This is a genomic window from Streptomyces sp. B1I3, from assembly GCF_030816615.1.
Lineage (GTDB): Bacteria > Actinomycetota > Actinomycetes > Streptomycetales > Streptomycetaceae > Streptomyces.
The window spans coordinates 4,687,237-4,703,121 of sequence record NZ_JAUSYD010000001.1 but is presented as its reverse complement, the minus strand read 5'-3'; the positions used below and the strand labels follow the sequence as shown (position 1 = coordinate 4,703,121).

Sequence of the window (15,885 nt, the reverse complement as noted above, 5' to 3'; positions counted from 1 at the left end):
CAGGCTTAACCGCGCCGGCTAACTTGGCAGGCATTTTTGCAGGTCACCTGTCTTACCGCCCTTCCTCTCTCCTAAAGCGGGTGTCGCAGGTTCGAATCCTGCCGGGGGCACAAGGGAAAAGGCCTCGGATCGCTCATGGTCCGGGGCCTTTTGACGGCATCATTTGACGGCAGCCGCGTCCCGATGCGAGCAGGCCTCACCCCGGACTCCGGACTCCCCCACCGGCCCCACGGGCGCGGCGCCGGCCGTCCTCGAGGGTCTCCTCGATCACATGCCGGGCGGTCGACGCCATGACCGGGTTCGTGGTCCGGTAGTACGAGAGCTCCATGAGCGCGATCGACAGCGCCCAGCCCCGGCCCCGCGCCCACGCCGCGTCGTCGGCCGCCGTCTGCGTACGGAAGACCTGCCGTGTCCGGGCCGGCAGCAGGTACCACCCGGCGATCAGGTCCACCGCCGGGTCGGCCACGCCCATGCAGCCGAAGTCGATGACCCCCGTCAGGCGGCCGTCGGACAGCAGGACGTTGCCGGGCTGCAGATCGCCGTGGACCCATGTGGGAGCCGGCGGGCCGGGGGCGCGCAGCGCCTCGGTCCAGGCCTCGGTCGCCGCCGCCGTGTCGACGACTCCGCGCAGCGTCGCCAGGGCGGCGCGTGTGTCCGTGTCCCGCGCGGGCAGCGCTTCACTGCGGTAGGCGGGCGGCCCGTTCGTGACGTCGATCTTCCGCAACGCCGTGACGAATGCCGCCAGGTCCGCGGCGAGTTCGGCCGTGCCTGCCCCGGCGGCCGGGTTGTCGCCTTCCAGCCAGCGGCAGACGGACCAGGACCAGGGGTAGTCGTCGGTGGGTGTGCCGTGCGCCAGCGGCTCAGGGACGGCGTACGGGAGGTGGGGGGCGAGCCGTGGCAGCCAGTGGTGTTCCGTTGCCACATCCTTCGAGCCGCCCTCGACGCGCGGCAGCCTCACCGCCATGTCCGCGCCCAGCCGGTAGATCGCGTTGACCGTGCCGTGGGAGTCGACGGGCTCGACCGGCAGGTCCGCCCATGCGGGGAACTGTGCGGCGAGCAGCCGGCGTACGAGCACCGCGTCGGTCGTCACCTCGTGGGCATGCATCTGCCGATGCAAGCGGTCCCGGGTGCCGGGGGTCAAGCGCAATTCGATGGCCCCCGCGCCGCCGCCGGAGGAATATCGGGTCCATGCCCCTTCTGCTCCCCCCGCGTCTGACCGCGTCCGCGCAGCTCCTCCGTGACACCGCCCGGCGGCGCGGCCTGCGGACCGTGCAGTCCCCGGATATCGGTGTGCCGGCCGAACTCCGGAACGGAGCGCAGGACGGGGCACGGGACAGGAGCGTGCATCTGCATGCCGGGCCGTCCTTCGCCGACGCCGTGGCCCCCGCACTGGGCATCGCGCCGCTCCAGGCACCCGCCGACTGGCTCGCCCGGCTTCCCGCCGCGTTCACACGACGCGAGATCCACGCGGTGCCGATCCGTGAGGCGTACGGCCTGCGCCGCCCGGCGTTCGTCAAGTCACCGAACGACAAGGGCATTCCGGCACTGGTGTACGCGGACGGGTCCCGCCTTCCGGGGCCTGACGCGGTCGCCCCCGAGACGGTGGTCCTCGTGAGTGATGTCGTGGTCTTCACCGCCGAGTACCGGCTGTACCTGCTCGACGGACGTGTCCACACCGGCAGCCGGTACGCCGAGCACGGCCGGTTCCGTCCCGGCCCGCTGCCCGCGGGAGCACTCGCGTTCGGCGCGGAGCTGCTGGCTGCAGCGGGGCACACCCTGCCGTCCGCGATCGTCGTGGACGCCGGGGTCACCGACACGGGGCAGTGGGCGGTCGTCGAGGCCAACGCCGCGTGGGCGAGCGGATGTTACGCCTCGGATCCGGAGCGCGCCCTCGATGTCGTCCTCCGTGCCGCAGGACCCGCCGCGGAGCTGGCGGAACATGACCGCGCCTTCGTCCGCTGAGGCAGGCCGCCGGGGCGCGGCACGCCACGGCTGAGTTCCGGAGCCTGCACGCCCGTCCGTCCCGGTGTCAGCGGCACGAGGCTTTCATCTGCGCTGCCGCGTGGTGCGCGCCCACCAGCTCCGCGTCGCCCCAGTCCCGGCCCCGGTCGAGCAGCTGTACGGCGAAGGTTCCGCCCTTGACCGGGTAGCTCCGGACATCGACCGCTTGTCCCCGGTGGTCCCGCTGCCGCACGGCGAAACCCGTGTAGGCGGAGTCCTCGTCCAAGGGGTCGGAGAGCACGCGGTACACGGTCGGGTCGCCCGCCACATCGCTGTCGCGGACGCTCTCCGGCACGAAGACGGTCAGCGCGCATTCACCGAAGCCCTCGCCGAGGTGCCAGGACCAGACGGCGCTGCTCCCCCGGTCCTCGGACGGGCTCCCGGACATCGGGACGGCACTGAACCGTCCGTCGCACGCGCTCCCCTCGAAACCGCCCGACTCGACGGTGTACCAGCCCGCGTCACCGTTCTCGAAGCGGCCGTGCTCGACGTAGTCGCCCGTCGTGCAGCCCGGGCCGGCCCACGCGGTGTAGCGGTACGTGCCCTGCTCGGCGGGGGATGCCGGGGCACCGGTCTCCGGCACCCCGGGGCTCTCGCCGTCTCCCGGCCCGATCCGGGTGGGGGCCCCGCCACCGATCGGTGCGGGTACGGCGCCGGCGCGTCCAGCAGCCGCCGGGCGCCCCGCCCCGCCGCCGGTGGCGAGCAGCGCCACTGCGGTGGCCAGGCTCCCGGCGGTCACGACGACCCCCGCCGCCAGCAGGGCCTTCCGCCGGCGCGTCAGGGTGGAGACGCGGCCGGCCAGCGTCTCCTGCGCGATCCAGGAACCGCTTCCGCCGGCCGAACGTGCCACGGAACCGCACCGGGGACAGACCATGCCCGGCAGCGCGCCCGTGTGTGCGCCGCCGCACTGTTGGCACCTCATGCCAGCACACCTTGCCAGGGCCGGGCCTCCGGAGGGAGGGTTCCCGCACTATTGCCGCAGCGGGAGACGACGGTGGAGACGTCGGACAACCGTGGTGACGTCCTGACCGGGCGGACGGGGGTGCGTGCCGTGCCCGGTCGGTCGCGGCGGACGGGAAGCGCGCCCTCACCGGGCGGTCGTCGGACGCCCTGACCGGGCGGACGCCATGGGGCGGGCCCGCGCGAAGCCGTCGTCAGCGCAGTTCCTCCGGGCACGGCGTGCCCGGCTGCAGCTGGTACGGCGCCGCGAGCCGGTAGACACCCGGACGCGGGGCGAGCAGCTCCGTCCACTCGTCGCCGTCAGGGTCCTCTTCCACCTTGATCAGGCAGCCGTGCGCGTTGGTGTACTCCTTCGGGGCTTCCCCGTCCTTCTCCGTGCGCTGCTTGGAGGCCTCGGTCTCCTGTGGCCTCTCCACGCTCTTCCCCTCGTCGTCGACGACGGCGAGCCACCGGGAGTACGGGATCCGGATCAGCACCCGGCCCGCCGACTGCACCCGGATCGTCAGCTCGTCCGCCCCGGCCCGCTCCACCGTCGCCGGCGGATCCGCGAGCGGCACCGGGTCCAGCACCCGGAAGAGCTTCCAGTTGGCGTCGCTCCAGACCGCCTTCAGGTACGGCTGGCCCTTCTCGACGAGCGCCGCCTCCTGCTCCGCACCGCTGGAGTCCGGCTTCCCGGTCGGCAGGACCACGAAATGCACGGCCCAGCGGTCGAGCCACTCGCGGTAGTTCACCGCGTTCAGGGTGTCGTCGTAGAAGAGCGGGTTGCGCTTCATGTCGGCCTGCCGGTTCCAGCCGCGGGCCAGGTTCACGTACGGCGCGAGCGCCGAGGCCTCTCGGTGGCTGCTGGCCGGTACGACCTCGACCCGGCCCCGCTCCGCCCCGGCCTTCTGGAGCTGGTTGACCAGAGGGGCCAGCTCACGGTTCCAGGACGCGGTGGGAGCCGTGCGCGCTATGTCGTCGACGCCTTTGAACCCGATCCAGAAGTTCAGTCCGACGAAGGCGATGACCAGGGCGTACCAGCGGACGGTGCGCGGTGCTGTGAACGGCAGCGCGGCCAGCAGCACGACACCGGCGAACAGCATCGCCATGCGCGACACGTTCGAGCCGATCTGCGAGTCGACGACGTACGTCAGCAGGGTCCCCACCCCGTACACCGCGGCGGCTGTGCGCACGGTGTGCCAGTCCCGGGGGACGAGGAAGAAGACCAGGACCGCGAAGAGGAACGGCATGGAGAGGGTCCCGAGCGACATCGGCTGCGTGCCCGAGAAGGGGAAGAGCCATGCGGACAGGACCACCACGACGACCGGAGCGAGGCCGAGGGCGTACGCCCCTGGACGTCGTTTGTTCAGGAAGAGCGCCGCCGCGACCACACCGAGGAAGAGCCCGGCGACCGGACTGCCCGCGGTGGCGAGCCCGGCCAGCGGCGCGGCGACCGCCGCCTTCGCCCACCGTCTGTAGCGCCAGCGGTACGGCCAGCAGAAGACCGCGGCGACGGCCCCCAGGGCGAACATCATGCCGAGGCCGAAGGTCACCCGCCCGGACAGGGCGTTGCACAGGTACGCGAAGACGCCGGCGAGCGAGCAGGCGAGAGGGTTGCGGACGGCGGGCACCCTGACCAGGATCAGCGCGGTGAGCGCGGACGACACCGTACCGACGATCATCATCGTCGTGCGGACACCGAGCAACGACATCAGGTAGGGCGACACCACGCTGTACGAGACCGGGTGCATCCCGCCGTACCAGGCGAGGTTGTACGCGGTGCCGGGATGCCGGCCGACGAACTCGGCCCAGGCGTCCTGGGCGGCGATGTCGCCACCGCTGTTCGCGAAGAAGAAGAACCAGAGCAGGTGGACGGCCGCGGCCACCGCGGTCGTCAGAAGGACCGTGCGCCGCCACGGGCGGTGCCGTGCGGGGCGGCGCGGCCGGCTCGGCGCGGTGGGTCCGCCCGGCCTTTCCTCGCTGCCGTCACGGGGTGCCGGCATCCTGCCGGACACTGTCGCGGGAATCTTGCTCTCGTTCGCCCGCGTCGGCTCAGCGGTGGTCACTTCGACTCTCCCCGTCCTCGCCCGGGCCTTGCCGAACCGACGATGTGCTGCACGGGCTCACGTACTCGGAGGGACGCCCGCAAGCGTCCACACGTTGCTCCCGGGGACGCTAGCACGCGCTGTTTTTCCCGTCCTCGCCGATGGGCGCCCGGGCCCGCACCCCCTGCGGGCGGGGTACCCCTGCCGCGCGGTGCGCGCGGCAGGGGTACGGGAGGAACCGGTCCGGTCAGCTGATCCGCGTCAGCTTCTCGCCGAAGGTCGGGTCGGCGAGCGCGCTGTCCAGCACGACCGCGACCTTCACCTGGCTGGCGCCCTCGCCGACCGTCATGGTGCCGACACGGGTACCGGCGGCCGCGGAATTCGGGATCGTCTTGCCGTCGTCGGTCAGTTCGAGCTCGACCGTGAGACCCGGCCAGCCGACTGCCGTCACGTCCTCGGCCGCGACCACGTCCGTGGTGCCGCCGAAGCCGTCGTCGACGGTGCCGACGACCTGTCCCTTCTTCACGATGGTCCGGCTCTCCAGCAGGTCCTGCGTGGCGAGCATGACCTCCTTGCTCACCGCGTTGACCGTGTCGATGATCGACGGCTTGTGCTGTCCCAGCACCGCGCCGACGATCAGCTGGTCGGTGTCACCGACCATCTTGTGCGCGGCGAAGAGCAGGTTGCCACCGGCCTTGGTCGTCGAGCCGGTCTTGATGCCGAGGGCACCGTTGTAGGGGACGAGGGTGTTGTAGTTCCGCCAGCTGTGCCCCGACGGGTCCGTCCAGGACGGCAGCTTGGTGATGTCCATCAGTGCCGGGATCTCGACCAGTTCCTGTCCCAGCTTCACCTGGTCCTCGGCCGAGCTCACCGTGGTCGCGTTGAGGCCGGACGGATCGGTGTAGGTGGTGTTCTTCATGCCGAGCTCTTCGGCCGTGTCGTTCATCTTCTCGACGAACGCCTGCTCGGAGCCCGCGTCCCAGCGGGCGAGCAACCTGGCGATGTTGTTCGCCGAAGGGATCATGATGGCGGCCAGGGCCTCCTGCTGCGTGAGCGTGTCACCGGCCTTGACCGTGTTGAGTGTCGACTCGCCCTCCGAGTCCAGCTTCCCGTCCGCCTCCGCCTTGGCGTCGATCTTGATCGCGGGCCCGTCCTCGCCCTTCTTCAGCGGGTGGTCCCTGAGCACGATGTAGGCGGTCATCGCCTTGGCGACGCTGCCGATCGGCACCGGCTCCTGCTCACCGAACGAGTCGACCGTGCCGAGGCCCGTGGCCGCCATGTAGCCCTGGCCCTCGCCGGGCCACGGCAGCGTCGGTTTGCCCCCCTCGAAGGCGTACGACGACTTCGCCGTGAGCGCGAGACCGGGCTCCGGAAGCGGCCGGACCGCCTGCGCGATCGCAAAGACGACCAGCGCGAGCAGGACCAGCGGGGTCCAGATCTTGACCCGCCGGACCGCTGTGCGGACCGGGGTCTCCGGGGGCGGCGGAGTGTTGGTCAGCTCGGCGAGCAGGTCGAGGGGCGGCTTCGGCGGCATGGGCTGCTGCCGGGTCCGCTCGGCCTCGGTGAGCCCGGTCGCCGGACCCGCCGGACCCGCCGGGGATCCGGTCCCGGCCGTGAGGTCCGGAGTGACCGTCGGACCGACCGGGGGCAGGGACGAGCCCGGCCTGCGGGGCGGCTTCACGTCGTCCGACCGCAGCGGTACGAACTTGCTGGTGCGCTCGGCAGGGGTCTCCGGGGCCGGCTGCGCCTTCTTCGCCGGCGGCGGAAGCTTCAGCGCGGTCGTCGGCTGGTCGACCCGGTCCGGGCGGAGCGCCTTGAGGGCCGTCGTCGGCTGATCGATTCCTCGCCTGTCCGCAGCGGACTCGGCATCCGCGGGCTCGGCGGGCTCGGCTTCCGCGGGCTTGGCCTCCGCAGGCTTGGCCTCCGCAGGCTCGCGGTCGGCCCCGGTTGCGACGGAGGCCTCGCTGCGGGTCTTCGGCACACGGAAGGCCGCGGTGGCGTCATCCGTCTTGGCGCCGTCGGCCACGCCTGCCCGAGCTGTGGCGTCCCGCGCCTCGGCCGTTGCCTCGTCCCCGTCCGCCCCGGCTCGGGGCGTGGTGCCCTCGTCGTCGCCCGCGACCCAGGCCGCTACGGCGGCCCGCAGCCGGGCGTCGTTCGGCGCGGCCTGGGAGTCTTCTCCCGTGCCGACGTCCTTGTCGGTCTCCGTCTCGGACTCGGTGTCGGTGTCGGCGTCGGCGTCGACGTCGGCGTCGGCGTCCGATTCGGTCACGGCGCCGACTTCGGGTTCGGTGTCGGCGTCGGACCTCGCCTCGGACGACGCGGCACCTGCCTGGTCCGAGGGCTCGGAGCCCTCCTCGGGCCCGGTGCCGGTGGCGGCTTCGGCCGCGGTGGCAGAACCGGAACCGGAATCGGAGCCGGAATCGGAGCCGGAGCCGGGCTGAGCATCGGCCCGACCCTCCGGGCCGGCCTCGGCGCGTGCGGCGGACGCGGGCCCGTCGTCCGAAGACGCCCCGGCCACCGGTTCCGCGGAGACGGGGGCGGGTCCCTTCGCGGTCCCCTCGCGCTCGTCCACGGCCTCGGAGGCGTCCGGGCGGGCCTCCTCCGCCCCGGAACCATCGGCGGAAGCCGCAGAGGCCCCCCCGGAAGCCCCGGAGGCATCCTCGGGAGCCCTCGAGGCGCCGTCGGGCGCCCCACGCTCTCCACGGGCCGTGGAGCCGCCCTCACGGGCCTTCGTGCCGGCCTCGGAGTCGTCCCCGGGACGCGAGGCGTCCCGCGAGGAGGAGTCCCGCCCCGTCCCGGTGGCCTGCGTACCGCTCTCGGCGTCCGCGAGGTGCGGCGCGCGGAAGACAGCCGTCGCCGTATCCGTCACGGCGCCCGTCGTCCTGCCTGCCGTACTTCCGCTGTCCGCCGCGGCGGCCGGTTCGCGGAACACGGCGAAACGCGGATCGCGTTCCTCAGCCGTCCCCGACGACTCCCGCTGCTCCGACTTGTCGGGCTCGCCCGCCACCGATGCCTCCTCCATGCGCCGCGGGGACATGCCCGCACTGTCCGAACCATCTACCAGTGTCCTGTGTGAACCCTTGGCCGGGCTGCTAGACGAGAACGACATACCTAACGGTTCCCTCACAAAGCACCCAGGCACCCTCGACAGACCAATGTGAGAGGGGTCACCCTGTCACTCATCCACGCGGGGAGGCATGGATGGGCAGGAGCCGCAGAACAATTCCGGAGGAGCTTCTGCTGCTCGCTCTGGACCCGACCACGGGTACCACAGCGCAGCCGCAGTCGCTCGACCTCGGCCTGGCCGGGGCACAGCTAGTGGAGCTGGCTCTGGCAGGACGGATAGCCCCTGACGGGGATCGTATCGCCGTGGTGATGCCACGGCCGACAGGAGATCCGACTCTGGACTCCGCACTGGAACTGCTGCGCCGTCGCGGCAGCCCGGTCCGGGCGGTCCACTGGATCGGCGGACCCCGATTGGGACTTCGCCAGATCTACCTCGCTCATCTGGAGCGGTGCGGCATGGTGCATGCCGTGGCGGGCCAGATGTGCGGAGTACTGCCGACGACTCGCTACCAGGCGACGGACACGGCAATCAGCCGGGACATCAAGGCCCGGCTGGACAGTGCGATCCGCACCGGCGTACCGCCGGACCCGCGGACCGCGGCGCTCGCCGCACTGGCCCACGCGGTCGGACTCGGCAAGCACCTGTACCCCGGGAACGAGGGGCGCTCTTCGCGCTCCCGGCTCCGGGACCTGATCAGACACGACCCGATGGGCGGCCTCGTGGCACATGCCGTGATGGACGTCCAGAACGGCGTGGCCGTCCAGCCGCGCCGTAATCAGCAGACGGCAGGCGTGCCGTTGCAGCCGCAACCCCAAGCGCATCGCGGCAGCATGGCGCACACCTCCGTCCACTGACCGCGCGCGCCACGCGCGGAGCACCGCACACCGCCGCACCGACGTCCCCATGACCCGGTTCGGGAGCCGCACCACGCGCGGGGCAGCCGGATCCACCGGCTGCCCCGCGCGCTTGCGTGTGGCCGTTTCCCAGCGCGCCCGGGGCCATGGGTGGCAATCTGCTGAGCAGTAGATACGCACAGCTACAACAGCTGCATAGCCGGAGGTGCCGTTTCCGTGCCGACCAACGTCAATCCCACCGTCCGGCGACGCCGGTTGGGCCAGGAATTGCGCCGCCTGCGCGAGATCAAGGGCATGACGGCCGAGGAGGTGGCGGAGAGGCTGCTGGTCTCCCAGTCGAAGATCAGCCGTCTGGAGAACGGCCGCCGGTCCATCAGCCAGCGTGACGTCCGCGATCTCTGTGGGGTGTACGAGGTCGAGGACCACCGGATCGTCGACTCGCTCATGCAGATGGCGAAGGACTCCCGCCAGCAGGGCTGGTGGCACGCCTTCGGGGACATCCCGTACAGCGTGTACATCGGTCTGGAAACGGACGCCGAGTCCCTGCGCGTGTACGAGCCCCAGGTGGTTCCGGGCCTGTTGCAGACGCGGAGTTACGCGGAGGCGCTGATCAACGGGGCACTGCCCGAGGCGCCGCCGTCCGACATCGAGAAGCGGGTCAACGTCCGCGCCCGCCGCCAGGACCGCGTCAACGCCCCCGAGCACCCCCTGCGGCTGTGGGCCGTCATCGACGAGTCCGCCCTGCGCCGGCTGGTCGGCGGCAAGCAGGTCATGCTGGAACAGCTCGAGCACCTCATCGAGCAGTCGCAACTGCCCCATGTGACCGTCCAGGTGCTGCCGTTCGAGATGGGGGCGCACCCGGGCATCAACGGCCAATACGCCATCCTGGAATTCCCGGACGCCGCGGATTCCAGCGTCGTGTACATCGAGGGGGTCACCAGCGACCTCTACCTCGAGAAGGCGAATGACGTGCAGCGGTACAGCGTCATGTACGAGCACCTGCGGGCGCAGGCGCTGAATGTGGACCAGACCCGTCACTTCATCGGCGAGATCGCCAAGAGTTACACGCACTGACAATCCTGCCGCGCACCCCAGGAACGGGTCGGGACAAGCCCCGGAACCGCATGCGGAACAGCGGCCTGGCCACCGGCCTGGACACCCGCCGGTCCATCGCCGGAAAGGGCACCCGGAAAGAAACGGATCTACCGGATTTGCTGCCATTCAAGTGAGGTGGGGGCGGGACGATACACCGTCACCACCTCACGGCGGAAGAGGCGTATGGAATATGCCATCCGGTCGAGTGAACGGCTCCCCCACTCGGCGATGTTGGCGAGTAGCGTCGATCACGCCGACGGGAACGAGGTTGGCGCCGACCCATACACCTCTCTGAACCGGAGTGAACATGGCTATTCTTCAGGGTGCTACGGAAAACTGGACGAAGTCGTCGTACTCCGGCGGCAACGGGGCGTGCGTAGAGGTCAAGTCCCCCGTCACGCGAGCCATTGCCGTACGCGACTCGAAGGCTCCCGAGGGCCCTTCGCTCACCTTCGTGCCCGGCGCGTGGAACGCGTTCGTGCGTGACGTGGCAGCGGGTACCGTCACCGCCTGACCGGCGAGGACCGGCCGCGCACGCCGGCCGCGCCTCGCAGCCAGGAGCCCTCTCGACTGGTCCGCCGTCCTGGCCGAGGGGGCTCGGCCAACTGCAGGATCCAGCGGCGCCTGTCGGCGCACCGCTGTGCAGCCTTCCTGCAGCAGTCCGGCATCCCGGACTCCCATCGTTCAGCCCTTCTCCTCTCTCCGGCCGCACGGGACCCGCATCCCGTGCGGTCGTTCTGCGTTCTGGGGCGATCACCCCGTTGCTTCCAGCTCTGCACAGCCTGACGAAGTGCCCGCTCATCGTGTGGCCGCGGTCACGTGCGCGACAACGCCCCACAAGGTCAAGAAAACGTAAAATCGTTCGTCTTGCTGATCCGCGTTCACATCCCTGACCCAAAAACCTTGACCGGCAGACCGAACAGGCGGTTCAATCCACAAAGTCCCCTTCCCGCACGGGGCCCGCTGAACGGCCGTACTGACGAAGCGCGTTCCCGTTCACAAGGCGGACCCCTGGAGGGGGCATGAACAGTCTCGACTGGGCCGTGCTCATCGGCTACTTCGGTGTGATGGTCGCGATCGGACTCTGGTCGCACAAGCGCGTGGACAACGTCAGCGACTTCTTCACGGCCGGCGGCAAGATGCCGTGGTGGCTGTCGGGCATCTCGCACCACATGTCCGGTTACAGCGCGGTGATGTTCACCGGCTACGCCGGTATCGCGTATCAGTACGGCGTCACGTCCTTCGTGACCTGGTCGCTGCCGATCGCCATAGGCATCGGCATCGGTGCGAAGCTCTTCGCACCCCGGCTCAACCGGCTGCGCTCGCGACTGCACGTCGCCTCACCACTCGAATACCTGAAGAACCGCTACAACATCCAGACACAGCAGGCGCTGGCCTGGTCCGGTCTGCTGCTGAAGATCGTGGACGTCGGTGCCAAGTGGGCGGCCATCGCCACGCTGCTCTCCGTCTTCACGGGCATCACCCTCACCCAGGGCATCTTCATCACGGGCGCCATCACCGCCGTCTACTGCACGGTCGGCGGGCTGTGGGCCGACGCGCTCACCGAGCTCGGGCAGTTCATCATCCAGCTCTTCGCCGGTGTCGCCATGCTGGTCATCGCGATGAGCAAGCTGGGCGGCTTCAGCTCGCTGTGGACGGTCTGGGACAAGCTGCCCGAGGGCCACACGGACCCGACGGCCGGCCCGTACACGGTGACCTTCCTGCTCGCGTACCTCTTCATCAAGACCTTCGAGTACAACGGCGGCATGTGGAACCAGGCCCAGCGCTACATGGCCACGGACTCCGCGCGCTCCGCGACCCGTTCGGCCCGGCTCTCCGCCATTCTCTGGCTGGTCTGGCCGACGGTGCTCTTCTTCCCGATGTGGGTCGCCCCGCTGCTCGTCGAGGCCAAGAAGCCCGACGCGTCGGACAGTTACGCCCTGATGACCGAGCAGCTGCTGCCGCACGGTCTGCTGGGCCTGGTCGTCGTCGGGTTCTTCTCGCACACGATGGCCATGTGCTCCTCCGACGCCAACGCCATCGCCGCCGTCTTCACCCGGGACATCGCCCCGGCCTTCTCCAAGGCGGCCCGCAACTGGAACGCCCGCAGCGGTCTGCTGGCCGCGCGGCTGTCCACGCTCGCCTTCCTCGGTCTGTCGATGGCCCTGGCGACCCAGATCAACTCCCCGGCGTTCAAGGACATCATCTCGGTCGTCATCAAGTGGGTGGCCGGCCTGATGGGCCCGATCGCGATCCCGTTCATGCTGGGCCTGCTGCGCGGGTTCCGCAGGTCGGGCCCGACGGCGGCGCTCACCAGCTGGGCCGCGGGCCTGCTCGCCTTCTACTTCACCAACTACAACTTCGACGGTTCGGTGAAGACGGACGTGGCGCTGCAGTACCAGGTGGCCCTGCCGCTCGCGATCTCCCTCGTGCTCTACATCGTGATCGGCTACATCAAGCCGGAGGACACCCCGGAGCGGGACGCGCTCATCGAGCGGATCAACACGGACGACGAGGGCCCTGCGGGCGGCTCCGCCGCCGCCGTTCCGGCCCAGCAGTCCGGTCCGGAGGGCACGGTGGTTCCCGAGGGGGTGAAGGACTGACCTGCGCACCCGCGTAGAACGCGCGCATTCGCGTGGCGTGGTGGCGCGGACGGACAGGACACGCACGGAGTCGGACGTGGGCGGGCACGGCGGTGCCCGCCCACGTCCGTCCGCGTTCCCCACCCCTCAGTCCGGTCCTCAACCCCGCGGGTAGCGGGCCAGCCAGCCAGGAGCGACGGCCGTCGGGCTGTGCAGGGCCGGCCCCTGGGTCATCTCCATCGCGAAGTCGTCGGACAGTTCGAGGACGGTCGAGCGCCCTTCGAGCTCGGCGAGCCACGCGGGCGGGAGTGCCGTCTCGCCGTGCATCGCCCCGAGCAGGGTGCCGCAGACGGCCCCGGTGGCCGCCGAGGGCCCCGAGTGGTTCACGGCGAGCCGCAGGCCGTGCCGTACGTCCTCCCCGACCAGGGCGCAGTACAGCGCCACGGCCAGGACCTCCTCCGCGGAGTCGGTGTCGCCGAGTGCCTCGATGAGGGCGGGGCCGGGAATGCCCTGGCGTACGGAGCCGAGTGCCTGCCGCAGTGCATCGGTGACCTGCTCGCTGCCCGGGCGTTCCGCGAGAAGCGCGAGGGCGTGCTGGACCGAACCGTCCAGGGTCTCGCCGCGGGCCAGCCCGTGGACCAGGAGGGCGAAAGCGCCCGCCGCCAGCTGTGCGGTGGCATGGCCGTGGGTGTGGGCGGCGCATTCGACGGCCAGTTGGAGGACGAGCTGCGGGTCCCAGCCGACGAGCAGCCCGAAGGGCGCGGAGCGGGTCAGCGCGGCGGAATCCCGTGCGGCCGGGTTCTTGGGGACGGCGAGGGTGCCCATCGTCGCGTCGCCGAAGCCGACCAGGCACTCCCGGGTCGGGGCCCTGCGGGCGTACAGCCACTCCTCGCAGGCCAGCCAGCCGTTGTCCGCCCGGCGTTCGTCGGGCCCCCAGGCACTCTGGGTGGCCGCCCACCGCAGGTGGGCGCGGTGCACGTCGGTGGGCGGGTGCCAGGCACCCGTGTCACGGCGCACCTGGGCCCGGATCAGACCGTCCACGGTGAACAGGGTGAGCTGGGTGACGGCGGTGACGGCCCCGCGTCCGGCCTGCCCGGCGACGAAGTCGGCGACCCCGTCCACACCGTGGACGGCCCGTATCTCCTCCAGGGTGAGGCCGGAGACGCCGGCACCGAGCGCGTCACCGATGGCACCGCCCAGCAGGGAGCCCCGTACCCGGCTGCGGAAGTCCTGCTGCTCGGCACGGCCCCAGACAGTTGTGGTCCCTGTGCTCACCGTGCCCCTTCCGTCCGACCTACCGTGTGCGACTGCGCAAGCACTGTAATCGAACGGGAAGGGCCGGTTCGGGGCCGGAACAGTATGTACGGACTAGCGCGCGGGAGCACTGTTGAACGGCATTCCTCACGATTTCCGGAAGTTCTCCGGGAGAAGCGCGCGGATTTCCTGTGATGACCTTCCGGATTCTTTGTGAGGCCGGCCGGAAAGGCCACTCGAGACGGCACTCGAGACGGCACCCGAGACGGTCTCGAGTGCGGTCCTCGGGACCGTCGGTGCCGGCGACGCGCCTCGCGCGCGCTGCCGGCACCGGCGGTCCCGGCAGCGGCACGTGCGGCTCGTCAGCCGAACTGGCCGGGCTGGTAGTCACCTGCGGGCTGCTGGACCATGACGTTCACGCGGTTGTACGCGTTGATGAGAGCGATGAGCGCCACCAGGGCGGTGAGCTGCTCCTCGTCGTAGTGCTTGGCGGCGTTCGCCCATGCCTCGTCCGTGACGCCCCCGGCCGCGTCCGCGATGCGGGTCCCCTGCTCCGCCAGCTCCAGCGCGGCGCGCTCCGCGTCGGTGAAGACGGTGGCCTCGCGCCACGCCGCGACCAGGTTGAGTCGTGTCGCCGTCTCGCCGGCGTGTGTGGCGTCCTTGGTGTGCATGTCGGTGCAGAACCCGCAGCCGTTGATCTGGCTGGCCCGGATCTTCACCAGTTCCTGTGTCGCGGCCGGAAGCCCCGAATCCGTGACCACCTTGCCCGCCGAGTTGATGTGCTTCACGACCTTGGCCGCGAGCTGGTTTCCGAAGAGGTTCAAACGAGCGTCCATGGTGCACTCCCCTGCCGATGCTGATGCGTACACCCCTTCGACGGACGCGGCCCCTCGCGATGTGACATCGGGGAGGTGTGACGCGGGTCTCACAGGGCCGGATAGTCCGTGTAGCCCGTCTCGCCGCCCACGTACATCAGGTAGGCGTTCCTGACCTGGTTCACCGGGGCCCCGGTGCGCACGCGGTGGACCAGGTCGGGATTCGCGAGGAAAGGGCGGCCGAGGGCGATCAGATCGGCACCGGCGGCCAGGAGCCGCTCGGCCCGGGCGATGCCGCCGTCGGCCGGGATGCGGTCCGCGGGCAGCACCGGGTTCGCGATCAGAGTGCCGGGCCAGTCCTTCCGGATCCGCTGGAAGACGGCCTGATCGGGGTCCGCGCGCACCACGTGCAGATACGCCGGACGGTGAGCGGCCAGAGCCGCGACCAGGGCCGGGTAGAGCTCCTCGGTGTCGCCCTCGTCGATGCCGTTGACCGTGTACGCCGGCGAGACGCGCAGGCCGACCCGCTCCGGGCCGACCGCCTCGACGACGGCCTCCACCACCTCGACCGCGAAGCGGATGCGGCCGGCCACGGAGCCGCCGTAGCCGTCGGTGCGCCGGTTGGTCCCCTGGGCCATGAACTGATGGAGCAGGTGGCCGTTGGCGCTGTGCACCTCGACCCCTTCGAAGCCCGCGTCGATCGCGTTACGGGCGGCGAAGGCGAAGTCCGCCACGGTGTTCCTGATGTCCTCGGCCGTCATCTCACGGGGGACGACCGAGGGCCGGCGCCCGCCAGGGGTGTGGATCGTCTCGGGCAGCGCGATCGGTGAGGGGGCCACGGGTGTCAGCCCACTGGTGTCAGGATGACCGACGCGCCCTCCGTGCTGGATCTGGAGGAACATCCGGCCGCCCTCCGCCCGCACCGCCTCGGTGACCTGGCGCCATCCTGCGACATGGGCCGGGCTGTGGATCGCGGTGATGTTCGGGTACGTCTGCCCTTCCGCGTTCGGTGTGGAGGCCTCCGCGATGATCAGCGCGGCCGAGGCCCGCTGTGCGTAGTACGTGGCCATCAGCGGGGTCGGGACTCCGTCGGGCGTGGCACGGTTCCGGGTCAGCGGTGCCATCACCAGACGGTGGGGGAGGGTGAGGGGGCCGAGGGCGAAAGGCTCGAAGAGCTTCGGGGATGCGGCTGCGTTCGTCATGCCTGCACGGTAAGAATTGACACCGGTGTCA

12 protein-coding genes and 1 tRNA gene are annotated in these 15,885 nt (G+C 70.7%); 6 read left to right on the top strand and 7 right to left on the bottom strand.

Annotated features, from left to right (window positions below):
• The first annotated feature begins 40 nt into the window (after nt 1–40).
• Nucleotides 41–107, top strand: a tRNA-Arg gene (locus tag QFZ58_RS21605).
• A gap of 89 nt (nt 108–196) precedes the next feature.
• Here the strand turns inward: QFZ58_RS21605 and QFZ58_RS21600 are convergent.
• Nucleotides 197–1,105 carry an aminoglycoside phosphotransferase family protein gene (locus QFZ58_RS21600; RefSeq protein WP_307126549.1) on the bottom strand — a complete coding sequence of 303 codons (909 nt, stop codon included), beginning with the start codon at nt 1,103–1,105 and terminating at the stop codon, nt 197–199.
• A gap of 83 nt (nt 1,106–1,188) precedes the next feature.
• Between QFZ58_RS21600 and QFZ58_RS21595 the strand changes: the two genes are divergently transcribed.
• Entirely contained in the window at nt 1,189–1,962 is a 774-nt protein-coding gene (locus QFZ58_RS21595) for an ATP-grasp domain-containing protein (protein ID WP_307126548.1), read from the top strand.
• Nucleotides 1,963–2,029: 67 nt separating this feature from the next.
• Here the strand turns inward: QFZ58_RS21595 and QFZ58_RS21590 are convergent, their stop codons facing one another.
• The 3 genes from QFZ58_RS21590 to QFZ58_RS21580 form a co-directional block, all read right to left on the bottom strand.
• Nucleotides 2,030–2,875, bottom strand: a complete 846-nt coding sequence (locus tag QFZ58_RS21590) for an adhesin (RefSeq protein WP_307128947.1) — start codon at nt 2,873–2,875, stop codon at nt 2,030–2,032.
• Between the two features lie 280 nt (nt 2,876–3,155).
• Nucleotides 3,156–5,006 (bottom strand): MFS transporter, encoded by a 1,851-nt coding sequence (locus QFZ58_RS21585; protein WP_307126547.1) that lies wholly within the window; start codon nt 5,004–5,006, stop codon nt 3,156–3,158.
• 226 nt (nt 5,007–5,232) lie between these two features.
• Nucleotides 5,233–8,022 carry a hypothetical protein gene (locus QFZ58_RS21580; protein WP_307126546.1) on the bottom strand — a complete coding sequence of 930 codons (2,790 nt, stop codon included), beginning with the start codon at nt 8,020–8,022 and terminating at the stop codon, nt 5,233–5,235.
• A 164-nt stretch (nt 8,023–8,186) separates the two neighbouring features.
• Here QFZ58_RS21580 and QFZ58_RS21575 point away from each other — a divergent pair, with 164 nt between their 5' ends.
• The 4 genes from QFZ58_RS21575 to QFZ58_RS21560 all read left to right on the top strand — a co-directional run bounded on the left by QFZ58_RS21575 (nt 8,187) and on the right by QFZ58_RS21560 (nt 12,604).
• A complete protein-coding gene (locus tag QFZ58_RS21575) occupies nt 8,187–8,906 on the top strand; it encodes a GPP34 family phosphoprotein (protein ID WP_307126545.1) in 720 nt (239 codons plus the stop codon).
• 216 nt (nt 8,907–9,122) lie between these two features.
• Complete coding sequence (locus QFZ58_RS21570) at nt 9,123–9,980, top strand: helix-turn-helix transcriptional regulator (RefSeq protein ID WP_307126544.1); 858 nt, start codon at nt 9,123–9,125, stop codon at nt 9,978–9,980.
• A 328-nt stretch (nt 9,981–10,308) separates the two neighbouring features.
• Nucleotides 10,309–10,515 (top strand): DUF397 domain-containing protein, encoded by a 207-nt coding sequence (locus QFZ58_RS21565; RefSeq protein WP_307126543.1) that lies wholly within the window; start codon nt 10,309–10,311, stop codon nt 10,513–10,515.
• 508 nt (nt 10,516–11,023) lie between these two features.
• Nucleotides 11,024–12,604 (top strand): sodium:solute symporter family protein, encoded by a 1,581-nt coding sequence (locus QFZ58_RS21560; RefSeq protein ID WP_307126542.1) that lies wholly within the window; start codon nt 11,024–11,026, stop codon nt 12,602–12,604.
• A 138-nt stretch (nt 12,605–12,742) separates the two neighbouring features.
• On the opposite strand, the gene QFZ58_RS21555 is transcribed toward QFZ58_RS21560, so the two are convergent.
• From QFZ58_RS21555 to QFZ58_RS21545, 3 genes are all read right to left on the bottom strand, one after another.
• Nucleotides 12,743–13,858, bottom strand: coding sequence for an ADP-ribosylglycohydrolase family protein (locus QFZ58_RS21555; RefSeq protein WP_307126541.1), 1,116 nt, complete (start codon nt 13,856–13,858; stop codon nt 12,743–12,745).
• A 341-nt stretch (nt 13,859–14,199) separates the two neighbouring features.
• The gene (locus QFZ58_RS21550) at nt 14,200–14,673 is read right to left on the bottom strand and encodes a carboxymuconolactone decarboxylase family protein (protein WP_307126540.1); all 474 of its coding nucleotides are present in this window, start codon (nt 14,671–14,673) and stop codon (nt 14,200–14,202) included.
• 89 nt (nt 14,674–14,762) lie between these two features.
• Nucleotides 14,763–15,854, bottom strand: a complete 1,092-nt coding sequence (locus QFZ58_RS21545) for an alkene reductase (protein WP_307126539.1) — start codon at nt 15,852–15,854, stop codon at nt 14,763–14,765.
• Between the last annotated feature and the right edge of the window lie 31 nt (nt 15,855–15,885).

Excerpts from the sequence above, each read along its gene's own strand:
- QFZ58_RS21600 (WP_307126549.1), bottom strand. The coding sequence starts at position 1,105 with ATGCATGCCCACGAGGTGACGACCGACGCGGTGCTCGTACGCCGGCTG.
- QFZ58_RS21595 (WP_307126548.1), top strand. The coding sequence starts at position 1,189 with ATGCCCCTTCTGCTCCCCCCGCGTCTGACCGCGTCCGCGCAGCTCCTC.
- QFZ58_RS21590 (WP_307128947.1), bottom strand. The coding sequence starts at position 2,875 with ATGGTCTGTCCCCGGTGCGGTTCCGTGGCACGTTCGGCCGGCGGAAGC.
- QFZ58_RS21580 (WP_307126546.1), bottom strand. The coding sequence starts at position 8,022 with ATGTCCCCGCGGCGCATGGAGGAGGCATCGGTGGCGGGCGAGCCCGAC.
- QFZ58_RS21575 (WP_307126545.1), top strand. The coding sequence starts at position 8,187 with ATGGGCAGGAGCCGCAGAACAATTCCGGAGGAGCTTCTGCTGCTCGCT.
- QFZ58_RS21565 (WP_307126543.1), top strand. The coding sequence starts at position 10,309 with ATGGCTATTCTTCAGGGTGCTACGGAAAACTGGACGAAGTCGTCGTAC.
- QFZ58_RS21560 (WP_307126542.1), top strand. The coding sequence starts at position 11,024 with ATGAACAGTCTCGACTGGGCCGTGCTCATCGGCTACTTCGGTGTGATG.
- QFZ58_RS21550 (WP_307126540.1), bottom strand. The coding sequence starts at position 14,673 with ATGGACGCTCGTTTGAACCTCTTCGGAAACCAGCTCGCGGCCAAGGTC.
- QFZ58_RS21545 (WP_307126539.1), bottom strand. The coding sequence starts at position 15,854 with ATGACGAACGCAGCCGCATCCCCGAAGCTCTTCGAGCCTTTCGCCCTC.